Genomic DNA, 21,188 nt, shown 5'->3' on the forward strand with positions numbered 1-21,188 from the left:
TTTAAAATAGGAAAAAAATGAAAATATTCTTTCTCTATATGGAAATATATAACACCCCTATAATGAAGCCATGACTTTGACTTCACATAGGGGAGGGGACAATCCATGGGTTATATTGAAACGTTGCGAGGAATGGTTGGCAATGCTCCTGTTATTTTGGTGAGACCGAGTATATTGATCTTGAACAAGACAGGTGAGATTCTATTAGTTCGACATCTGGATGATACGTGGGGAGTACCAGGTGGAAACATGGAGCTCGGCGAATCGGTGGAAGAGTCAGCAATAAGAGAGGTCAGAGAAGAGATTGGGATAGAGATCAAGAAACTTCAGCTGTATGGCGTCTTCTCAGGAAAAGAGTTGTACACGAAATTAAGAAATGGGCATGAATACTACAATGTGGTCATTGGTTATATTTGCACGGAGTATGAGGGAGAACTGAAGCCAGATGGGGTTGAAGTTCTTGAAGCAAGGTTTTATAAACCAACAGAATTACCTGACACGACCGACCCTTACTTAAAAAGAAAAATTCAAGAAAATGCAGTACACATAGCAACATTATTGGGAAAAATATAATCGAGAGGTTGCCACCGAAACGGTTTATCTCACGAGTTGTAAAGCTTACGAACCGAGCGCGCCTTACAGGGCGGATTAATTGTGGAATTGTAATTTAACGAACTTCAGTGGCGATATATCGGCATTAACCTGCCTGAAACCGATGAGGGAGCACCATTTCGAGGAAATAGTACTTCTGTGATTCGTTAAAATACCGCCCTGTGGAAATTTAAGCGAATAACACTTGTGTAGTTCGTTAGAAAATAATTACGCCAATTAAGGGATGCCTCCGTCATATTCATGACTTGTGGGACATCTCCCTTTTGCATTTACACCCGCCTTGTCTTGTACCGACTGCGCATCACAGCCTGAACTACAATGGCAGCAGCAATCAGCACCAGATTGAACACAAACACGGAGTACAGCGAGCCAACTTCCATAAGTAGCGCTGCAACCAGTGGAGACACGATGGAGCCGATCTCGGCCGCAGAGACAATTTTGCCTATGACAGAACTTCGACTCTCGTCCGGGATATGATCACCAATATGAGCAAAGAACGAATCCATGTAACATGCACCGCCAACCCCGCCAATCAACATGCCAACGTAGACCCATAGATGGGAGGACGTGCTTAAAAATACAGCAACTTCGATTCCAATGAGAAACATGCCGAGCATACAGAGTAACAGACGATCGCCTAACCGGTCAGAGAGATAACCAACAAAGGGAGCAGCGGCAAGCGTAGAAATCCCGGATACTGTGAAGGCGAGACTGGTTGCAAAGGGGTCCCAATGCATGATGTGAGCTGCATACAGTGCGAAGTAGGTGAGAAACACCGCATAGGCACTCATCTCCAGAAAATGCACCGTACCGTAGCCAAGTAGTTGTTGCCGCTGTGTGAGCCTTGTAGACAAATCTTGAGTATACTTTGCATCAGAAGGTGATGAAGATAAAGGAGGCGCAGTTGATACAGTAGTATGAGGGTGGGAGTCATTTGTGGTGGGTTCTACAACTTCATCCGTGGAGATAAGTGAATGTGTTAAGTTGTCCAGAGGTTCTTGCTTTACGCCAGCTGAAGGCTCTTCCATCAGAGGATCACTTAGCGTATCCCCAGACTCATGATTAGCTCTAGCTTGTGCCGTTGTCTTCATCCCCATCGCAGCGACCACGGCCATCAGACAACATACGGTAACGAGCAAAAAAGGAACCGATAACGGCCAATGCAAAGCCAGCCAGCCACTAATGACGGGACCGAGTACCATACCGCCGCCCTCACTGCTACTGATATATCCATTGTACAGGCCGCGGTTGTCTACATTGCCCCCATCCCCGATGATGGAACGTACGACCACGGTAAGGCCCGTGGAAGCGAGCCCCTGTAGAAGTCGGAGCAGGCCGAATAACACCACAGCAGTAGACAGCGCGAAGCCGCCCATACAGACAGCCAGCAGGATCAGCATCAGGATGAGAGCCTTTTTACCACCTAGTTTCTTATAAATTGCCGCTGCTGGAACGCCACCAATTACTTTCCCCACATAAAAGAGTGCAAAAATAACCCCCATCATCCAGCCGGACAGGCCGAATTCCTCAATAAACAAAGGAAATAGGGGCAGGATCATGAATCCGCCCATCTGACTTAAGAAACAAATGGTCATCAGCAAAGGCAGGTTACGACGAATATCCAAGAGCCAAGACTCCTCTCACACATAAAATGGAATCCTAAAAATCCTTCATTTACTCCATATGGGTACGTATTATCGACATTACCCGTAATGTATGCAGGATTTTTGAAAATAAGAAGAAATGACACGCGGCGTTTACATCAAAACCATTGCGGATATACCTGAATCATATATAATAGATGGGTTATCTATAAGGATGCATGAACGAAAGTGTACAGACTTAAGAGGTACCTCAAGTATAAGGGGGCGATGTGAAGCATGTCAGAACAACAACCGATTATCCGCTTCGAAGCGGTGACTCAGCAATACGATCAGGATGAAGCCGTATTGAAGGCGGTCAGCTTTGAGATTGAGCGGGGTAAATTTTATACGCTTCTTGGCCCATCGGGCTGCGGGAAAACAACGATATTGCGCCTGATTGCTGGTTTTGCGGAGCCGACACAGGGCAGTATTTATTTTAACGGTGCGCTCATCAACCGAGTGCCTGCCCACCAGCGGCAGGTGAATACCGTATTTCAGGATTATGCGTTATTTCCACATTTGAATGTATTTGAGAACGTAGCCTTTGGTTTGCGGATCAAAAAGATGAAAACGGCTGAAATTCGCAGCAAAGTGTTGGAAGCCCTCAAATTCGTCAATCTATCCGGGTATGAAAACCGGGAGATTGGCGAAATGTCCGGCGGACAACGACAACGTGTCGCGATTGCACGCGCCATTGTGAACGAACCTGAGATTCTTCTACTGGACGAGCCGCTCTCGGCACTTGATCTGAAATTACGGACTGAAATGCAGTACGAGCTGCGGGAGCTGCAACAGCGACTGGGTATTACGTTTATTTTTGTTACACATGATCAGGAAGAGGCCTTGGCGATGTCGGATGAGATCTTTGTCCTGAATGGCGGCGTGATTCAACAGAGCGGTACACCGAATGATATCTATGATGAGCCGATTAACCGCTTTGTAGCAGACTTTATCGGTGAATCGAACATTGTATCGGGCAAAATGAAGCAGGACTTTGTGGTGGAATTCGCTGGCGCACAGCACGAGTGTGTCGATCAGGGTCTCCAGCGGGACGAGCCGGTAGAGATTGTCATTCGCCCAGAGGATCTGGAGATTACAACCGAAGACCAAGGCAAACTCAAGGTTAATGTGGATTCCCAGTTATTCCGCGGGGTGCATTACGAGATATCCACGTACGATGATGCGGGCAATGAGTGGCTTGTTCATTCAACCAAGAAAGCCGTTGTAGGCGCACGGATTGGACTGTATTTTGATCCGGAAGCGGTACACGTCATGCGCTTTAACGAGACCGAAGAAGAGTTCGACAAACGACTCGAAGCCTACCAAGAGGCCGCTCATGCAGACTAAGGCCAGCACACGCAATGCGTATCTGATTCCATATGTATTATGGATGGTGTTGTTTGTTGTGGCGCCGGTTCTGCTGGTCATCTATTATTCGTTCTTCGATGTGGAGGGTAACTTCACGTTTGGCAACTACGCCCGATTCTTCACACCGGTGTACTTGCAGATGACGCTCAGTTCGTTCTGGTATGCATTTCTGATTACGGCGTTCTCGCTGCTAATCTCCTACCCGACGGCGTATATGCTGACCCGGACGAAGCACAAGCAGCTATGGTTGCTGCTGATCATTCTGCCAAGCTGGATCAATCTTTTGCTAAAAGCGTATGCCTTCATCGGCCTGTTCGGAACGTACGGTCTGACCAACTCCCTGCTTGAAGTGGTGGGTATTGGTACACAGCAGATTTTGTTCACCGATTTCAGCTTTATTTTTGTCTCGGTGTACATCTTCATTCCATTCATGATTCTGCCGATCTTCAATGCGCTGGAAGAGATGAATCCATCGTTGATCTATGCGGCGCGTGATCTGGGAGCCTCATCGTGGCTGACATTCCGCCGGGTTATCTTTCCACTGACGATTAGTGGAGTAAAATCAGGCTGTCAGGCTGTATTTATTCCTGCGCTGTCTCTGTTCATGATTACCCGCCTCATTGCGGGGAACCGTGTAATTACGCTGGGAACAGCGATCGAACAGCATTTTCTCGTCACCCAGGACTGGGGGATGGGTTCAACAATTGCCGTCTTTTTGATTATTGCGATGGCGATTATTATGTTCCTGACTGGATCAGGCAAGAAGGAGGTGCGTAATGGGAAGAAACGGAAAGCTGTCTAACGTCTATCTAGCCGTTGTATTCGCCATATTGTACGCACCGATTGCGTATCTGATCTTCTATTCCTTCAATAGTGGCGGCCATATGCGCAGCTTCGAAGGATTCACGCTCGAATGGTACAAAGAGGTGTTCGCTGATACTCGGCTGCTCATCATTGTGCTGAATACATTTATCATTGCGCTCCTGTCATCAGCGATCTCGACGATCCTTGGTGTAGCAGGAGCACTGGCGATCTACCATGTGCGTCGCAAACGGACCAAGAACACGCTACTGTCACTCAATAACGTGCTCATCGTTAGTCCGGATGTCATCATTGGTGCATCGTTCCTGATTCTGTTCACCATGATTGGTATCAAACTGGGCTTCACTTCGGTTCTGCTGTCTCATATTGCATTCAGCGTACCAATTGTCGTGATCATGGTACTGCCGAAGCTGCAGGAGATGAGTCCAACTCTGATGGACGCGGCACGCGATCTGGGTGCTGGTTCATGGCAGATTCTGACGCGTGTGGTGTTGCCATACGTGAAACCGGGTATTTTTGCCGGATTCTTCATGGCATTGACGTACTCGCTCGATGATTTTGCAGTAACATTCTTTGTCACGGGTAATGGATACTCCACACTCTCGGTAGAGATATACTCCAGAGCAAGGCAGGGCGTTTCGTTGTCCATCAATGCTCTGTCCACCCTATTGTTCCTGCTGACCGTGTTGCTAGTTGTTGGATATTACTTCATTAACCGCCGTGCAACACGGATACCTCCAGGAGGAAAGGGGCTGCGACCATGAAACAACTGGTACGGACATTTGCGCTTGTTTTTGTGGCCGCGTTTGCCCTAATGATCCTGGCTTCGTATCTGAACAAGAGTCAGGGGTATTCTGGCGGCAACACACTGACCATCTATAACTGGGGCGATTATATCGACCCAGATCTGCTCAAGGAATTTGAGGACGAGACAGGCATTAAGGTCATCTATCAGACGTTTGACTCCAATGAAGCGATGCTGACCAAGATTGAGCAGGGCGGTACTACGTTCGATGTGGCGATTCCTTCCGAATATGCGATTAGCAAAATGAAAGAGGAAGACCTGCTCGTTCCAATTGATCACAGCAAATTGACTAACCTGAGCAACATCGATCCGCGGTTCTTGGACTTGTCCTTTGACGAAGGCAACAAGTACTCGATCCCTTATTTCTGGGGAACAGTGGGGGTTGTGTTCAATCCTGAGCTGGTGGATGGGTTGACGTTTGATAGCTGGAATGACCTGTGGGACCCGCGTTTGAAAAATCAAATCCTGCTCCTTGACGGTGCACGCGAAGTCATTGGGATGGGATTGAACAGTCTCGGCTATTCTCTGAATGATACCAACGAAGACCATCTGCAAGAAGCGCTGAAGAAGCTGTCTACATTGACACCAAACGTCAGAGCAATTGTCGGAGACGAGATCAAAATGTTACTCGCGAATGAGGAAGCAGCAGTTGGACTTGTATGGTCCGGGGATGCGTCCGAGATTATGGATGAGAACGACAAGCTGGATTACATGGTGCCTGAAGAAGGCTCGAACCTCTGGTTCGATAACATGGTTATTCCAAAAACAGCGAGTAATATTGAAGGGGCACACCAGTTTATCAACTTCATGCTGGACCCGGATCATGCCGCTCGCAATGCGGAGTATGTCGGGTATTCCACACCAAACGCCGAGGCACTTAAGCTGCTGCCAGAGGACGTCTCCGAGGATGAACGTTTCTATCCAGACGAGACACTGACAGGTAAGCTGGAGGTCTACGATAATCTGGGTAAAAAAATGCTCTCGCATTATAACGACCTGTTCCTGGAGTTTAAAATGCACAGTAAATAACCGCCAATAGGGTGTGCACAGTTCGTTAGATTTGAAAAAAAAACAAAAAGGGGTGCTGCTCGTCATTTCATTTGAATGACGAGCAGCACCTTTTTTTGTTACTTACTTCAGAGCAATAGCGCTTGAAGTGCCATATAAGATGATCATTAAAGATCACACGTTAACGGAGGGGACAGAACAAACGAAGGAAGCGAAGCGGTCGCCTTTATCAACGGATTTTCCCATTCTAGATGGGATTCAAAAAAATCCGGGGATAACAGCGATCCGAAGTTGTTCTGTCACCGCAGTGATCAAGTGGAAACGAATAAAGGGTTACATGCGCTTTTTGCGACCCACCATGATCCATGCCCCACCCATAATCAGCACAATCGCCACGAACGGTTGGATAAAGCTCAAGCTGCTCAGCATCGTGCCAATCGACATCACAGCGAAGAACAGCAGCGATATAACTGTTAGAATGTTGATGGGGATCAGTAACCATTTGTTCCGACCACCGAACCAATACAATTCGAACAAACCAACAGCAACAGCCAGAATGAAGCCCGGCCACATTGTACTCCAATTGTTGAACAGCATGGCGATCTGACAGACGATACCGACGGTGAGCAGCAGTCCACCAGGAACCAGCAGTCCAACCCCTCTGCCAATCATGGAGAAGTACAGCCAGTGGAAGAACAGCCCGAGTGGAATCACGAACAACGTGGGCCAGAATGTAGCGAAGATTGTACCTGGACCGAGTGAACCTCCCTGGTTCAGAATCAGGTACACGCCCAGCAAAATGAGAACAGGCGCAAGGATCGTACGTTTAGCCATAATATCTCTCCTTCTTAATACAAGATCAATTTTCCGAACGGTTGTATGTAGAGCAATTACTTTCGTTACTCACAGCATACCATGAACTGGAAAAGTATATCCTCCGTCTTTGGAGTTAAAATGAACCTAGACCAAAGTCTAGGTAAGCATTTTGGGCAACTACCTCTCCCTAGATGAGGGTGTAGTTGAACATACTAAAAACCCACTCTGTTGAAGAGTGGGTTCTGTCATTTTTTTATACAAAACGAAGCTTGTTATTTCACCACATCCGAATGTTTCTTGCCCCAGCTGTTCACACCGTCATCCTCAATAATGGAGATGGCAGCGTCAGCGATGTCGGGGTTTGTCATCAGTTTCTCCTGAATACGGAACTTGATGTCATCCGCATCAGCCAGGCTGAGTCCTTTGGTAAGTTCAATCAGACCTTCGACATGATAATAACGGCCTTCCTGAATGATACGCATCATCTGAATGTCAGCAACGTGTGTGTCTGCGAGAATAGTCTGGGACACTTTGTCCTCAATATCCTGTGGAGCCGCAACACCGATCAATCCGATCATATTATCGTAACCGACACGGAAGGCTACAGCGATCATCAAGCAACCAATAATCGTTGTCACAATGCCATCGAGCAATGCAAAGTTGGTCAAGGCAATCACCACGACGGAAATCAGCGCAAGCAGGGCACCGAGTACTGCGACAACATCTTCGTAGAACACGAGACGGGTTGGCGGTGCAGCACGGCCTACATTTTTAATGGCAGCAGGGACCAAGGCAAATCCGGCGACTTTGGGTGCGCGTGCTTCTTTTAGAATTTCCTTCATGGCTTTGATCAGAATGGCCCCGTCAATGACAATGTTCAGAACAAGCACTCCGATGTTAATCCATAGACCGCCGGTATGACCAACAGGATGCTGCAACAGATGGATGCCCTCATGGATCGTCTCATAGGCCATAATTGTCACGACAATAACGGCGATCATGCAGAAAATGTTGATGACCCGTCCGAATCCGGTCGGGAAGCGGCGTGTAGGTTTTTTCTCGGACAACACACTTCCGACAAAGACAAACCCTTGGTTAATGGCATCGGCCAATGAATGCATCGCCGAAGCGAACATGGCACCACTGCCACTGAATAGGAAGGCTCCCCCTTTGCATACAGCAAGAACAGCATTACCTGCCATCGCTACGGCGGAGGATGTGTTTCCTTTTTTGATGAGAGACATAAAGCTCTCAGACTTCGGTTGTTCAGCCACTTCGTATGTTCCTCCCAGATCAATGTATTAGGTGTAGAAAAGGCAGTCTTATCTATACAGCATGTGCATTTCCACTAAATGTTATTATAACCGCTTTGACATATCCCAGCATTATGCAAAAAAGTTCATATCATCATGTGCATCTCAGTACTCAATGGCCTCCAAGGCACGTAAATTCCGATTGGACTGTTCCAACAGTTCCGTAAACGTCCCAGCGACATAATATACAAAATCCGGGTCATGTACGTACATAATAATCTGCCCAACGGTTCCTTGCTCTGTCGGATCAAAGTCGAACATCAGATACAGTGAGCCACCTCCAAGCATGCCAAACGTAACCCATTTTTTCTGAAAAAGGTAGGGTTTGATTCGGGGATCAAGCTCACGGATCTCTTCATCGGTAAAATAATCATCCATGCGGTTCTCCACCAGCGTGGATTGCTCCTTTTGAATTTTTTCCAGGGATAACAGGTAAAATGGCTCGGACTCTCGTCCTTCCTCAAGGCTTGGATACAAGACGTGAAAGCCATAACCACTCCCATTTTTACGTTTATAAAATGCACGAAAATCAGCAGGTAATCGAATACCGTGTTCCTGCTCGAATGCGTCAAGCTGCTCATTAGTCACGCCTTCAAACTCGCGATATGCCTCCAAGAGCTCCCGGTTCTCCTCATCTTGTACCTTCTCCTCCAGCAACATATCCAGTTCATTCATCAATTCGTATATACGCTGTTCTGGCATCGAATTCCCTCCGTATGAGCTATTCAGATAATATGGTGAGTGATATGCGAGCAAACTGTGCCTAATTTCACCTCATATTATAGTTATAATCCGGAAAAGCACACAAGAAACCGGAGACCTTGCTTATGTAATACAATGGTCTCATTATTTATAGGCGGTTGTTGCATATCAGCACACCTGTCTCCATTCCAATCGATTACGTACAACCATCATGAAAGTCACTCCTAACAACAAATAAGCGTGGGTTACAGGGGCAATCCCTGTAACCCACGCTTATTTTTTATCTACTATATAAGTGAAACTAACCTTTTATATAGTCCTCTTTAATCAAACTTCCAACAGGACAAGCTCAGATTGCCATACTGATAGGCTTTAAACAGGAGCGATGCACGTTTGTTCTGATCTCCCGCACCCATGGCGAGTAACAGCGGTACAAAATGCTCCGGCGTAGGCACGGCGGCTTGAGCTGAAGGTGCCAGTTTATCATAGGAGAAGAGAGACTCCGTATCCCAGCTCACCAGCTTGTCATGCAGCCAGTTGTCGAACTCTGATGCCCACGGGTCAACGCCGTTACTTTCCCAGTTCAATCGACGTAGATTGTGGACGGTTCCTCCGCTACCAATGACAAGAATGTCTTGCTCACGCAAGGAAGCGAGCGCTTGTCCGACCTGATATTGCTGCTCACCTGTCAGATAGCGATTCACGGACAAGGCAATTACAGGAATATCCGCATCCGGGTAGAGTAGGCGTAGAACGACCCAGGCGCCGTGATCCAGGCCACGAACATCATCGGTTTGTACCGGGATCCCAGCTTCTGCGAATAGGCGCTCCACTTCCGCAGTGGTTTCTGCCTGTCCTTGAGCCGGGTACTTGATCTGATACAGCTCGGGCTGGAAACCTCCGAAATCATAAATGGTCTCATAGTTGGCTACCGAGGATACAAGCTGAGTTGTGGATTCCCAGTGAGCAGAGAACAATACGATTGCTTTAGGTTTCGGCAGTTCCTGTCCAAGTTTTTGCAAAAATTCAGTGTACACATTCTCCTCCAGTGCCAGTGATGGGGCACCGTGAGCAATAAAAAGAGATGGCATCATTATGAATTCAGTCCTTTCGGGTCTTCGGTAGTCAGATTTGCATCCGTCCGAAGCCAGTGTTGGAATTGTTGATATAGTTCGGGGGTCACCTGGTGTCCACCGTTGTAAGGTACATATGTGACGTGATTGGTGTGTTGACGGAAGAAATTGGCGTTATCTTCGCCCAGTTGCAGCGGGAATAGATGATCCTGATCTCCATGCGAGATGAACACAGACAGCTCCGAATCGGGGTGCAGCATGTACTCGTCTTTCACAAATTGCGGGATGTACCCGCTCATCGCTACAATGCCTTTAATTGCATCTCCCATCACCAGCGATAGGGTCATTGCCATAATGGCGCCCTGGCTGAATCCGGCGATATAACGCCGCGTGGGATCAATAGCATATTTGGCGGACAGATCAACAATCAACTGTTGCAGTCCCAACACGGAGGCATCATACAATTCACGGATAGGGTTGCCAATGCTTTTGATCTGAAAATAAGCATAACCACTACCCTGAACGATAGGTCCACGGATGGCGACGATAATAAAATCAGACTGCATAGGCTCCATTAAACGAAGCATATCTTGCTCATCTGATCCCATGCCATGTAAGGCGAAAATGACAGGATAACGTTGATCTGAATTATAATGAGACGGTAATCGGACTTCATGTATATAAGGAGAATTCATTGAAACCACCACCTGAAGAGGAATGAGTTAAATATATCGTTCTGACAATAAAGTTCACCAATATGAAATAAATATTCTTATTTATGAACAAAATTTATCATGGTTTCATTGTAGGGTCAATACTTTTTTTGTATGATGAATATATGTTGTTTATAAAAAATCTTGAATGGTTCTACACTAAATGCCGCTACGAATGGTTCATATCTTATTCCCGAGGACGTGATCAGGATGTTAAAGCGTATCGTGCCTATTTTGAGAATATTTGATGAAAATAAAGCTAGAGAGTTTTACCTTGAATACCTGGGTTTCCAATTGGATTGGGAACATCGATTTGAGCAAGAAATGCCCTTATATATGCAGGTTTCGCTCGATTCCATCGTGATTCATCTCTCCGAACATCATGGAGATTGTACACCTGGAGCTGCCTTGCGCGTGGAGACAGATAACTTGGATACATTTCATGGTGCACTTCGTCAGAAAGAGTACAAAAATGCGAGACCCGGTATAGAGGAGACCCCTTGGCAATCAAGAGAAATGACCGTGACAGATCCGTTTGGTAATCGGATTATATTTGTTGAGGCAAGCGCCGAATAGATAACCTGAAGTAGCTAAGCTTACGTCTGGTGTCTTATATAGATGAATAGAAGGGGAGGGACGCGATATGGATATTGGCTTGGCTATTCGTACGATCCGCAAGCAGAAACAGATTACGATCATGCAGATGTGTGAGGGAACGGGGTTGTCCAAAGGTTTTATCAGCAACGTGGAAAACAACAAAACGTCACCTTCCATTGCTACGCTTGAAAGTATTGCGGATTATCTGGAAGTGCCACTTCCTTATTTGCTACTGACACCAGAGCAACGGATGAACGTGGTACGCAAGAACGAGCGTAAGGAGACGACAGCAGGAAGCGGACAGATCAAAGTGCAGCAGCTTACAGCCAAAGGTGCGATGCGTATGTCCATTGTGGAGTTACCGCCAGGTGCTTCGACCGGGATCAGCAAACATGCTGGGGAGGAGAGCCATCTGGTGTTGCAGGGCAAGATTCGTGCGGAGCAATGCGAAGATGTGGAAGTTCTTGAAGTGGGTGATTCGTTTACTTGGAATGCGATCGTGCCCCATGAAGTGACCAATATCGGTGAGGAACCTGCGGTGGTGCTCATTGCGGTGTCCAAAGAATTGGGTCTGGATCATCTGTAAAATACAAAAAGGACGGCTCCCAAGTCATGAACATGCGAACCTGCATACATGTACAAAGGGAAACGTCCTTTTATATTTCTAACGAACTGAGCGAACCCTATTAGATGATTCTAAGCAGATCTCGAGATGTAACGAATCTCAGGCGCTTTATTTCACTGCTGTGTGTGTAATTTGGCTACATTCCACAGAATTCTGGCGAGATAACCTCGCAGTGATTCGTTACGTTTCTCATTTCCTGCAAAAGAGTACAATAAGGTGCGAGAGATTCCTTAGAAAGGTCAGAAGCACCTGTCTATTGTGGATTAGTTGTCCAGATGCCTGCTGTTTTAACGAAGACACGGTCGGACAGCTTGAGCGTTGCGAGTGCAAGTTCAGCTACATCTTCCGCTTGCATCATGCGATCTTCGTCGCCAATTTTCAGTCCGGCATTGGTCGCAAGCTCCGTATTAACGGTGCTTGGAGTCAGTGCCGTTACACGAATGTTGGACTTGCGCACTTCCTGCATCAGAGATTCGGTCATGCCAAGCAATGCAAACTTGGACGCGCAGTATGCCGAACCTGTAGCGAATCCGCGCTCACCTGCAGTGGAAGCAATATTGATAATGCTGCCGCTACTTTCCTTGATCATGCTCGGAAGGACAGCGCGTGTAACGTAATATGTACCCATAACGTTAACATGCAGGATGCGCTCCCACTCTTCCGGCTCCATCTCCATGAACGTTCCGAACTTTCCGATCCCCGCATTATTGATAAGGATATCCACCGCACCGAGTTCCATCTCGATGGCTGCTACAGCGGCTTCGGCCTGCGTGCGATCCGAGATATCTGCTACTGCACTGGTTACTTTCACACCGTATTCTTGACTCAGAGACTGTTGCAGAGCCTGAAGATCGGAAGCGGTACGTGCAATAAGGCCGAGGTGCACTCCTTCTTTGGCAAGAGCTTCAGCGATCGCACGGCCGATACCTTTTCCGGCACCTGTGATGATCGCTGTTTTATTTTTAAGTTCCATGTGGGTAATTCCTCCTTAGAAATGGACTAGCATTCAATTATACTATTATTACCCACAGTTCGGAAATTGGCTTCATCACTATTTGGTAATCTCGATGCTACCAGAAGAAGTACGGGCCTTGATCACTTCGCGGCTCACCATTGGCGATTCAGGTACATCGACACTTCCGGAAGTAGCCTTAGCATCATAGATTCCGTCAAAATCAGGTGCAGCTTGAATGAAAATATCTCCAGATGTTCCGGATGCATTGATTGGCGCAGCATGGGACTGTTCAATATGAATGCTACCCGAGGTGAATTTAACATCGGCCGCACCATTCAATTCAGTGATCTCAATATCTCCTGATTTAATCTCACTGTTGACTTGACCGACTATCTGATCAGCAGTGAAGCTTCCGGATGTCTGTTTCACGGTCATGTCTCCATCAATCATGGAAGCGTTAATGTCACCAGAAGTTAGAACCAATTCAATATTGGGCGCCTTAATATTTTCCAGACGTATGGAACCTGAGGTATTGTTCAGCTCAAGCTGATTGGCATTCAGACCTGTCAGATCCCAGTCACTTGAAGAGGAGTCCAGCTTAACCTCATTTAATTGGTGTCCTTCAGGCAGAGCAACCGTTATTGTGGAGTCTTGATCATTCCAGTACAAGGTGAAAAATTGCAATCGTTCACGTGCTGTCTGAGACAGTTGGAATGTGCCTTTGGATAAAGTGGCTTGTTCGAAGCTTTTGACTACGGTAGGGTCCCATTTACCATCCACTTCGATATAACCATTCGAATCGGGGCTTATGACAAATTCAATATCTGCACTGAAATTAGCATTCATGATAATGTTCTGCAATTCATCTGCTTTGAAATCCCATCGTTTAGAATAATGCTCCCGTTCATCCCCGAACTGAACGCCATAGATGGATGTCCCGAGCAAACCTATTCCGATACATATCACGGCAAGCGCAAGCCATTTTTTGGTACTCATGCGGAAACATCTCCTTTCATCATATTTTTATTCCATTGAATGTATTGAAGAGTAGTGTTTTTGAAGGCTCTAAAAACATACTTCGATGCGATGGCAAACAAAATGCCGACACCGAAAGCGCCAATCGCAACGAAAATTTCCGGTTTATCGAGTTGGCCCAGGAATACAAAGTCCACAACTGCTGCCACAGGAGCCAATACCAGTAAGGACAGGCTGGCGAGCGTAAGCCATACTGACCATAGCGTGAGACCAAGAGGAATGCCAAGAATCAGATTCAGGAATAACAGGCCGATGGCTGTGAAAAATTTGCGAGTGGCTCTGGTGTTGTTTCTGGGTGACCGCATCTCGCGATACGTAGGTGCATAGAACGCATCTGAACCCGGCGTATGCATGTCATAACGATCACCGAGTGCTTCCTTGGCGATTTCTTCCGGCTGTCCGAGTTCCCGAGCGATCTCTTCTTCCAGCTTGCCTTCTCGTAGTCCAAGCTCGAAATGTTGATCATAGTCGGCGAGCAACTCAGCCCGTTCGAATGGGTCCATCGGCCGTAGATGAATTTCCATGGCTTTCATAAATTGTTGTCTATTCATTGGGGATTCCTTCCTCAATCAGATTTGCGACATTGCGCACAAATTCATTCCATTCTGTCGTCAGTGCCGTCATGTAGTCGCGACCTGTATCGGATAGTCGGTAATACTTGCGCGGCGGGCCTTCAGTTGATTCTTGAAGATAGGTGGTGCAGTAACCGTCATTCACAAGCCGGCGAAGCAAGGGATACAGTGCACCTTCAGCAACTTCGATATGTTTGGAGACCGCCTGAGCCAGTTCGTAGCCATACCGATCCTGGCGGTTAATTAATACCAGGACGCACAGCTCTAATACTCCTTTTTTGAACTGGATGTTCACATTCACACAGGTTCCTCCTTAGTAGCTTCATTTATCGCTATTGTATATTGTTCAGTAGTGGTGAATTCATCATAGCATCCAGTACTGTTTAATGCAAGGTAGTGACTTTAAAATAGTTCCGTATCACGATTGATCGATAATAAGTTCGTTTAATACTGATGATCAGCTGAAGCTGTCTGTTTAGCTATAATTCAGCATACGCAAAAACCGGATCGGTTACTTCCGTCTGGAGGCGGATTCCGATCCGGTCTGTGAGATGAACTTTTGTTTCTTTGGTTACAGGTTAATCGCTAAATGTCGGTTATTCTTGTGCATCTAGGACTTTAAGGTCTTCCACAGCAGGGCCCTCAATGACATGGCCTGCATAATCAAAGCGGGAACCATGGCATGGGCAATCCCACGAACGTTCGCCCTCGTTCCATTCGACTTCGCAACCCAGATGGGTGCAGGTGGTATCCACCAGAAACAGCTTGCCACTGGTGTCCTTGTAGGCGCCAGCACGTTTGCCATTATGACGAACGACGGCTCCTTCGTCTTCACCAATATCGCTAACCTTTTTGTGCACAATGCCTACTTTACCGGAGATTAATTCCTTGGCTACATTCACATTTTCCACAATAAAGTGTTTCATACCAGGATCGGCCTTGAATCTTGCCGGATCGAATATGGCAGCATGAGGGTTGTCACGTCCAGTGATGCGATCCGCAAGAAGGTGTCCTGCCATCGTGCCAGTTGTCATTCCCCATTTGGCAAACCCGGTCGCCACATAGACTCGTTCATGTCTTCCGGTAATCGGTCCGATGTAAGGCACCTTGTCAATGGAGATCAGATCCTGGGCTGACCAGCGAAAAGGAATGTTGCGAATGCCAAATGTCTCCGCTGCGAACTGCTCTAGGCGTTCATAATGACCAAAGGTACAGATGCCTTGTCCAGTTTTATGATTTTCACCGCCAAAGAGGATAAGTTCCTTACCATCATGTAAGACGGTACGCAAGGAGCGGTACGGTGTATCGTCCGAGATGTACATGCCACCCGCATAGGCTTTCTCCGGTTCGACTAATACAGCGTAGGATCGTTCGGCGTGTAATCGTGTGAAATAAAATCCGGGATCATAGACGGGAAAATGAGAAGCCACGACAATATGTTCCGCTGTTACGGATGGGCCATCTCCATAGGTTCTGACATGCAGGGAGGCATCCTCCTCCACATCGGTTACGGTGGTATGCTCGTAGATACGAACCCCTTGTTTCACAGCGGAATCGAGCAAGTAGTGCAGGTAGGCCAACGGATCAAACCGTGCCTGACCCGGCATGCGAATACCTGCCCTTGCGGGAACTGGAATAGGGAGTGGGTCTACCCACTCACCAGGGATATTGAGTTTGCCATAGGCGGTCAGCTCGATCTCCAGTTTTTTGATGTTTTCCTCCGATTGAATGTAGACGTAGGCATCTTCCTCTGCCCACTGGCAATCAATCTGTTTTTCCTTCACCAGATTGCGCATCCACTTCGCGGCATCGGCATTGCCTTCATAGTACATCCGAGCCTGTTCTTCTCCGAAGTGATGCATAATTTCATCAAATATGACACCGTGCTGTGCAGATACCTTGGCCGTGGTATGACCGGTCGTGCCATCCAATACTTTTCCAGCCTCCAGCACGACTACACGCATACCCGTCTGCGCGAGCAGATAGGCTGTAGTGATCCCGGCAATACCGGCACCAATAATCGCTACATCAGCGGTGATATCTTCTGTCAGTTTCGGATAGCTATCGAATTCATGCGTAGCACGCCACAGTGATTCGGGGACCGGGGGCAGACCCGTCTTGGGCTGCTGATTGTCGCTCATTTTTTTTCCTCCTTGATTATCTTCAATCTATCGCATGGGATGTTGTTCAGCGCACATCGTTGTACTCTTATTCATGATTGCCAGACTATGCCAGGAAAAAACGGTGTTGTTCAGATTTTGCAGAGGGGATGTTCACAATTTCCTGCACAGAACCTCTGTTTTTTTTGTTAAACATGCTATATGATAAGATTACCGAAATCGTTTTAGATTTTGAAAAAGAGATCAAGATTTACACCTATAAACGTTGATTATAAAAGGATTAATTGGTCCATCGAAAGAAAGATTTTATCCGAATTAACCCCCGATTTTTTATGAGATATGTATTCGCTATCATTTTTATTAACTACCGATAACCAAAGGAGATTCTATATGACGACCAACCAAACGAAATATCCGTTTCAAGATACAGCACTAGAGTTAGACATGCGTGTGAAGGACCTTGTATCCCGCTTGACGGAAGATGAAAAAATTGAATCCATGTTGCAATATCAACCGGCAGTAGACCGTTTGGGTGTACCTGCATACAAACACGGAACAGAAGCGGCCCACGGCTTGGCCTGGCTTGGAGAAGCAACATCTTTCCCACAACCGGTGGGGCTTGCATGCACATGGGATGCGGATCTGATGAAGGAGATTGGCTCCGTACTAGGAGACGAGGCGCGTGTATTTTATAAACGAAATCCGGCAGTGAACGGTCTTACGCTGTGGGCACCTACAGTGGATATGGAACGTGACCCGCGCTGGGGACGGAATGAAGAGGCGTATGGTGAAGACCCGGAACTGACAGCCGAGCTGACGACAGCATTGGTCAAAGGAATCCAGGGCGACCATCCAAAGTATTACAAAGCGGTCGCTACCTTGAAGCATTTCCTCGCCAATAATAACGAAGTGGATCGCGGAAGTGGTTCGTCCAGCATTGATCCACGTAACATGCGTGAATATTATCTGAAGGCGTTTGAGAAGCCATTTAAGGAAGGCGGCGCACAGTCCATGATGACGGCGTACAACTCCATTAATGGTACGCCAGCGTTGTTGCATCCTTTTGTGAACGAGATTGTCAAAGGCGAATGGGGCATGGATGGTTTCATTGTCAGTGATGCAGGCGACGTAATGGGCATCAAGAATGATCATAAATACTATGATTCCCACACACCAGGTACGGTAGAGTCTGTTAAAGCTGGAATTGATAGCATCACCGATGATGCTGAGCTGTCCAAACAGGCACTGCGTGAAGGATTGGAACAAGGTACACTCACGATGGATGACATCGATAAGGCGTTGTTCAATACGTTCCGTGTGCGTTTCCGTCTGGGCGAGTTCGATCCGGAAGAAGGCAACCCGTACGCTTCTATTGGTGAAGAGTCCATGATGACAGAGAAAGCAAAAGAACTGTCGCTCAGAGCTGCAAGAGAACAAGTGGTATTGCTCAAAAACGACAAAGGCACCCTCCCGCTGGACAAAACAAGAGCTGGTAAAGTGGCTGTGATTGGTCAGTTGGGTGGAACGGTCTATCGTGACTGGTATGCAGGCACCATGCCGTATAACGTATCCCCGCTTGAGGCGATCCGTGGCAAAGTAGGCAACGATAAAGTATCGTTTAAGGATGGTAATGACCGTATTACGTTAACTTCTGTAGCCAGTGGGAAGAAAATTGGACTGGCAGAAGGTGAAAAATCACCTGTGATTGCTTCGGGAGAAGCGGAGACGTTTATGGTGTCCGACTGGGGCTTCGGAAGTTATACCTTGCAGGCGGAAAGCAACGGCAAATATCTGACCACAGATGAAGAGACCGTAACGGCTTCCGCTAATGAAGTATACGGCTGGTTCGTGAAGGAAGTATTCCACCTGTTGCCACAAGAGGATGGCAGTGTAGGTCTGACTACTTGGAATGGCAAAACGGTGACTGCACCTAATGGTGGAAACGATGCATTAGTAGTGTCCGAAGAACTGAAAACCTTTGGTGCCACAGAGACGTTCAAGCAGGATGTGATTGTGAACGGACTTGAAGAAGCGGTAGCAGCGGCTAAGGCTGCGGAAACGGCGATTGTTTTTGTTGGTAATAATCCCCTTGTAAACGGGAAAGAAGAGATTGACCGTCCAAGTCTGGATCTCGCCGAATCCCAGCAACGTCTGGTTGAGGCGGTCTATGCCGTGAACCCGAACACGGTAGTTGTCATCGTGGGTAGTTATCCGTTCACATCGAATTGGGTCCAGGAGAACATCCCGGCGGTATTGTATACTTCACACGCAGGACAGGAACTGGGTAACGCAGTAGCTGACGTCTTGTATGGCGACTATGCACCAGCAGGCCGTCTGAATATGACATGGGTACAATCGGCAGATCAACTGACCGACATCAAAGATTACGATATCATTCAATCCGGTCGGACATATCAATATTTTGAAGGTAATGTATTGTATCCGTTTGGACATGGTCTGACGTATGCAACATTTAAATACAGCAATTTGGAACTTAGCCCAGCTCAAGTGGGTACAGAGGACAACGTAACGGTAACTGTAGATGTAACCAATACCGGTTCAATTGCCAGCGACGAGGTTGTACAGTTGTACGTTCGTGCAGGCAAATCCCGGGTGAAACGTCCACTCAAAACGTTAAAAGGATTCCGTCGTCTTCATATCGAAGCGGGAGCTACAGCGAAGGTCAGTTTTACTTTGCCTGTTCAGGAACTGGCAATCTGGGATGTAACTCGTGATCGGTATGTCGTGGAAAGTGGAACTTACTCCATTATGGTTGCCAAGTCATCCTCCGATGTTCAGCTGGTTGCAGACCTGACGGTTGAAGGAGAGACAATCCCCGCTCGTAATCTGGGTGTGGCTACCCGTGCTGAGAATTATGATGCTTACCTGGGTGTTGATCTGGATGAGAGCAAAGAGGGTGGAAGTGCTGTCCGTGTCGTTGGAGAGCAAGGATGGATTGCTTTCAAGGATGCCGATCTGGGTAGTGGGGCAGCAGCAATTGAAGCGCGTGTCTCCGCAGAACAAGCAGGTGCTGTGTTGGAAGTTCGACTCGGTTCACCAGACGGTACGCTCGCAGGACGTGTGGAACTGGCGCAAGGTGAAGCCCAGCAGTGGTCTAACGTGAAGGCGGAACTCACAGGTGCATCAGGTGCACAGGATGTATACATTGTGTTGTCTGCGGGTGTGCGCATCAGTCACTTTGAGATTCGTTAAGTCAAATAGCTCATGAAAAAGCCTCCGAACTTATTCGGAGGCTTAGTTTGTTGTTTAAGACCATTTTGCATAAATCCCCTGAGCGGTAGGAAACGAATTATACAAATTTCTATGATATGAACCGTGCTTGTATTGTCCATTAAACGTATTTTTATTTTCCGTCAAACGTAATCATTTTTTGCACAAATTGCTTCAATTGTTTGTTGGTTTCATTCAGTTGCTCAATTGTGCTCATGAAATTGTTTACGAGTTCAGCCTGCTCTTGGGAGCTTGCAGTGATCTCACCAAGTTCATTCTCCATGCCTTGAATGGATTGCCGAACTGAGAGAAGAGAATCTTCAATACGTGCCGTCGCTTCTTTGGTATCCACAGACAGTTTGCGAATTTCTTTGGCAACAACGCCAAAACCTGCACCAGCTTCCCCTACACGAGCAGCTTCAATGGCAGCATTCAAGCCAAGCAGATTGGTTTGTTCGGAGATTTCACGAATGAAACTGGCGACCTGAGTGACATTGCCTGATTTCTGTACGGCTTGTTTGGAATTGTTCCGGATCTCTTCGGTTGTGGCACTGAGTTCCTCGGAGTGTGCAGCTACATGCTGTACACTGTCAATTAACTGGTTAGTCAGATTTTCGGTAGCATCCATGAGCTGTTGCAACTGGTCTTGGTCATCCATACTGTAGAGCAGATTAAACAGGGCGATGACTTCACCTTTTTCATTTTTAATGGGGATAAAAGCCACGTCAAAAGGAACACCGAATAAATCTTTAGGGTAGTGATCGAATCGTTTGACTGTACCGCCGTTGAGATCAGCAAAATTTCGATTTCCATCCAATAGAGGGTCGCCGGGTTGATAATTCAGTTGTTTTAACGATTCCCCCGCTGAGAAATATAGGAACTTCTCATGATCAATAACGGAGAGGGTTACATCCTGACGAATCGTATCTCGAAAGAAAGGCATACATGTAATTAATGCTTGAACAATATCCATATAAAAGATGATTCCTCCCTGGTTACCTTATGTAAACGGTTAAATTTTAAATGCTAACTTAATAACTACCTATATTATATATCGTCATGCAATAGAGAAGAAAATAGAGAGAATGGATAAAACCTATTTCTTAAAGAAGACCGCTATACGCCAAAAAGACACGAGTCCGCTGGGGACCCGTGCCTTGTTAGTTGGTGAGGGGAAT

Annotated in this window: 20 protein-coding genes; 8 read left to right on the plus strand and 12 right to left on the minus strand. The window is 46.9% G+C overall.

From position 1 onward, the window contains the following. Positions 1 to 105: 105 nt before the first annotated feature. Positions 106 to 573, plus strand: a complete 468-nt coding sequence (locus MHI01_RS20865) for an NUDIX hydrolase (protein WP_340984023.1) — start codon at positions 106 to 108, stop codon at positions 571 to 573. 308 nt (positions 574 to 881) lie between these two features. Here the strand turns inward: MHI01_RS20865 and MHI01_RS20870 are convergent, their stop codons facing one another. Beyond that, positions 882 to 2,237: an MFS transporter gene (locus MHI01_RS20870; RefSeq protein ID WP_340984024.1), complete on the minus strand. Its 1,356-nt coding sequence runs from the start codon at positions 2,235 to 2,237 to the stop codon at positions 882 to 884. Between the two features lie 255 nt (positions 2,238 to 2,492). On the opposite strand from MHI01_RS20870, the gene MHI01_RS20875 reads away from it, so the two are divergent. From MHI01_RS20875 to MHI01_RS20890, 4 genes are read left to right on the plus strand one after another with little or no spacing between them, the layout of a single operon-like run. Further along, positions 2,493 to 3,602 (plus strand): ABC transporter ATP-binding protein, encoded by a 1,110-nt coding sequence (locus MHI01_RS20875; protein WP_036612848.1) that lies wholly within the window; start codon positions 2,493 to 2,495, stop codon positions 3,600 to 3,602. Beyond that, the gene (locus tag MHI01_RS20880) at positions 3,592 to 4,425 is read left to right on the plus strand and encodes an ABC transporter permease (RefSeq protein WP_017691799.1); all 834 of its coding nucleotides are present in this window, start codon (positions 3,592 to 3,594) and stop codon (positions 4,423 to 4,425) included. The genes MHI01_RS20875 and MHI01_RS20880 overlap by 11 nt, the downstream gene beginning before the upstream one ends. Beyond that, positions 4,400 to 5,209: an ABC transporter permease gene (locus MHI01_RS20885; RefSeq protein ID WP_036612847.1), complete on the plus strand. Its 810-nt coding sequence runs from the start codon at positions 4,400 to 4,402 to the stop codon at positions 5,207 to 5,209. The genes MHI01_RS20880 and MHI01_RS20885 overlap by 26 nt, the downstream gene beginning before the upstream one ends. Further along, positions 5,206 to 6,279: an ABC transporter substrate-binding protein gene (locus MHI01_RS20890; protein WP_127548873.1), complete on the plus strand. Its 1,074-nt coding sequence runs from the start codon at positions 5,206 to 5,208 to the stop codon at positions 6,277 to 6,279. Before MHI01_RS20885 ends, MHI01_RS20890 begins: the two co-directional genes overlap by 4 nt. Before the next feature lie 312 nt (positions 6,280 to 6,591). On the opposite strand, the gene MHI01_RS20895 is transcribed toward MHI01_RS20890, so the two are convergent. From MHI01_RS20895 to MHI01_RS20915, 5 genes are all read right to left on the minus strand, one after another. Continuing rightward, complete coding sequence (locus MHI01_RS20895) at positions 6,592 to 7,092, minus strand: hypothetical protein (RefSeq protein ID WP_036667859.1); 501 nt, start codon at positions 7,090 to 7,092, stop codon at positions 6,592 to 6,594. 254 nt (positions 7,093 to 7,346) lie between these two features. After that, positions 7,347 to 8,348, minus strand: a complete 1,002-nt coding sequence (locus MHI01_RS20900; RefSeq protein WP_127548877.1) for a cation diffusion facilitator family transporter — start codon at positions 8,346 to 8,348, stop codon at positions 7,347 to 7,349. Positions 8,349 to 8,492: 144 nt separating this feature from the next. Further along, on the minus strand, positions 8,493 to 9,089 hold the full coding sequence (locus MHI01_RS20905; RefSeq protein WP_340984025.1) for an SMI1/KNR4 family protein: 597 nt from the start codon (positions 9,087 to 9,089) through the stop codon (positions 8,493 to 8,495). A gap of 323 nt (positions 9,090 to 9,412) precedes the next feature. Next, positions 9,413 to 10,183, minus strand: a complete 771-nt coding sequence (locus MHI01_RS20910; RefSeq protein ID WP_340984026.1) for a DODA-type extradiol aromatic ring-opening family dioxygenase — start codon at positions 10,181 to 10,183, stop codon at positions 9,413 to 9,415. Next, entirely contained in the window at positions 10,183 to 10,857 is a 675-nt protein-coding gene (locus tag MHI01_RS20915; protein ID WP_340984027.1) for an alpha/beta hydrolase, read from the minus strand. The genes MHI01_RS20910 and MHI01_RS20915 overlap by 1 nt, the downstream gene beginning before the upstream one ends. 228 nt (positions 10,858 to 11,085) lie before the next feature. On the opposite strand from MHI01_RS20915, the gene MHI01_RS20920 reads away from it, so the two are divergent. Then, a complete protein-coding gene (locus tag MHI01_RS20920) occupies positions 11,086 to 11,451 on the plus strand; it encodes a glyoxalase superfamily protein (RefSeq protein WP_340984028.1) in 366 nt (121 codons plus the stop codon). 67 nt (positions 11,452 to 11,518) lie between these two features. After that, a complete protein-coding gene (locus MHI01_RS20925) occupies positions 11,519 to 12,058 on the plus strand; it encodes a helix-turn-helix domain-containing protein (protein ID WP_036667855.1) in 540 nt (179 codons plus the stop codon). A gap of 292 nt (positions 12,059 to 12,350) precedes the next feature. On the opposite strand, the gene MHI01_RS20930 is transcribed toward MHI01_RS20925, so the two are convergent. From MHI01_RS20930 to MHI01_RS20950, 5 genes are all read right to left on the minus strand, one after another. Further along, a complete protein-coding gene (locus MHI01_RS20930) occupies positions 12,351 to 13,070 on the minus strand; it encodes a 3-ketoacyl-ACP reductase (RefSeq protein ID WP_036612827.1) in 720 nt (239 codons plus the stop codon). Positions 13,071 to 13,148: 78 nt separating this feature from the next. Continuing rightward, the gene (locus tag MHI01_RS20935) at positions 13,149 to 14,048 is read right to left on the minus strand and encodes a DUF4097 family beta strand repeat-containing protein (protein ID WP_076319294.1); all 900 of its coding nucleotides are present in this window, start codon (positions 14,046 to 14,048) and stop codon (positions 13,149 to 13,151) included. Next, positions 14,045 to 14,638 (minus strand): DUF1700 domain-containing protein, encoded by a 594-nt coding sequence (locus MHI01_RS20940; protein WP_253503882.1) that lies wholly within the window; start codon positions 14,636 to 14,638, stop codon positions 14,045 to 14,047. Before MHI01_RS20940 ends, MHI01_RS20935 begins: the two co-directional genes overlap by 4 nt. Next, positions 14,631 to 14,960, minus strand: coding sequence for a PadR family transcriptional regulator (locus MHI01_RS20945; protein ID WP_036612821.1), 330 nt, complete (start codon positions 14,958 to 14,960; stop codon positions 14,631 to 14,633). Before MHI01_RS20945 ends, MHI01_RS20940 begins: the two co-directional genes overlap by 8 nt. 295 nt (positions 14,961 to 15,255) lie before the next feature. Then, positions 15,256 to 16,800, minus strand: coding sequence for an FAD-dependent oxidoreductase (locus tag MHI01_RS20950; protein ID WP_340984030.1), 1,545 nt, complete (start codon positions 16,798 to 16,800; stop codon positions 15,256 to 15,258). A gap of 369 nt (positions 16,801 to 17,169) precedes the next feature. On the opposite strand from MHI01_RS20950, the gene MHI01_RS20955 reads away from it, so the two are divergent. Then, positions 17,170 to 19,992: a glycoside hydrolase family 3 C-terminal domain-containing protein gene (locus MHI01_RS20955; RefSeq protein WP_340984032.1), complete on the plus strand. Its 2,823-nt coding sequence runs from the start codon at positions 17,170 to 17,172 to the stop codon at positions 19,990 to 19,992. 151 nt (positions 19,993 to 20,143) lie between these two features. Here MHI01_RS20955 and MHI01_RS20960 read toward each other — a convergent pair whose 3' ends face one another. Then, entirely contained in the window at positions 20,144 to 20,983 is an 840-nt protein-coding gene (locus MHI01_RS20960; RefSeq protein ID WP_036612816.1) for a methyl-accepting chemotaxis protein, read from the minus strand. Positions 20,984 to 21,188: the final 205 nt, after the last annotated feature.

It is taken from the genome of Paenibacillus sp. FSL M7-0656, from assembly GCF_038003225.1.
GTDB lineage: Bacteria > Bacillota > Bacilli > Paenibacillales > Paenibacillaceae > Paenibacillus > Paenibacillus amylolyticus.

What these genes read in the sequence shown, in the direction of transcription:
- MHI01_RS20955 (WP_340984032.1), top strand. Translation starts at nt 17,170, where the DNA reads ATGACGACCAACCAAACGAAATATCCGTTTCAAGATACAGCACTAGAG.
- MHI01_RS20905 (WP_340984025.1), bottom strand. Translation starts at nt 9,089, where the DNA reads ATGCCAGAACAGCGTATATACGAATTGATGAATGAACTGGATATGTTG.
- MHI01_RS20950 (WP_340984030.1), bottom strand. Translation starts at nt 16,800, where the DNA reads ATGAGCGACAATCAGCAGCCCAAGACGGGTCTGCCCCCGGTCCCCGAA.
- MHI01_RS20875 (WP_036612848.1), top strand. Translation starts at nt 2,493, where the DNA reads ATGTCAGAACAACAACCGATTATCCGCTTCGAAGCGGTGACTCAGCAA.
- MHI01_RS20885 (WP_036612847.1), top strand. Translation starts at nt 4,400, where the DNA reads ATGGGAAGAAACGGAAAGCTGTCTAACGTCTATCTAGCCGTTGTATTC.
- MHI01_RS20920 (WP_340984028.1), top strand. Translation starts at nt 11,086, where the DNA reads ATGTTAAAGCGTATCGTGCCTATTTTGAGAATATTTGATGAAAATAAA.
- MHI01_RS20940 (WP_253503882.1), bottom strand. Translation starts at nt 14,638, where the DNA reads ATGAATAGACAACAATTTATGAAAGCCATGGAAATTCATCTACGGCCG.
- MHI01_RS20890 (WP_127548873.1), top strand. Translation starts at nt 5,206, where the DNA reads ATGAAACAACTGGTACGGACATTTGCGCTTGTTTTTGTGGCCGCGTTT.
- MHI01_RS20960 (WP_036612816.1), bottom strand. Translation starts at nt 20,983, where the DNA reads ATGGATATTGTTCAAGCATTAATTACATGTATGCCTTTCTTTCGAGAT.
- MHI01_RS20915 (WP_340984027.1), bottom strand. Translation starts at nt 10,857, where the DNA reads ATGAATTCTCCTTATATACATGAAGTCCGATTACCGTCTCATTATAAT.
- MHI01_RS20925 (WP_036667855.1), top strand. Translation starts at nt 11,519, where the DNA reads ATGGATATTGGCTTGGCTATTCGTACGATCCGCAAGCAGAAACAGATT.
- MHI01_RS20930 (WP_036612827.1), bottom strand. Translation starts at nt 13,070, where the DNA reads ATGGAACTTAAAAATAAAACAGCGATCATCACAGGTGCCGGAAAAGGT.
- MHI01_RS20895 (WP_036667859.1), bottom strand. Translation starts at nt 7,092, where the DNA reads ATGGCTAAACGTACGATCCTTGCGCCTGTTCTCATTTTGCTGGGCGTG.
- MHI01_RS20865 (WP_340984023.1), top strand. Translation starts at nt 106, where the DNA reads ATGGGTTATATTGAAACGTTGCGAGGAATGGTTGGCAATGCTCCTGTT.
- MHI01_RS20910 (WP_340984026.1), bottom strand. Translation starts at nt 10,183, where the DNA reads ATGATGCCATCTCTTTTTATTGCTCACGGTGCCCCATCACTGGCACTG.
- MHI01_RS20935 (WP_076319294.1), bottom strand. Translation starts at nt 14,048, where the DNA reads ATGAGTACCAAAAAATGGCTTGCGCTTGCCGTGATATGTATCGGAATA.
- MHI01_RS20880 (WP_017691799.1), top strand. Translation starts at nt 3,592, where the DNA reads ATGCAGACTAAGGCCAGCACACGCAATGCGTATCTGATTCCATATGTA.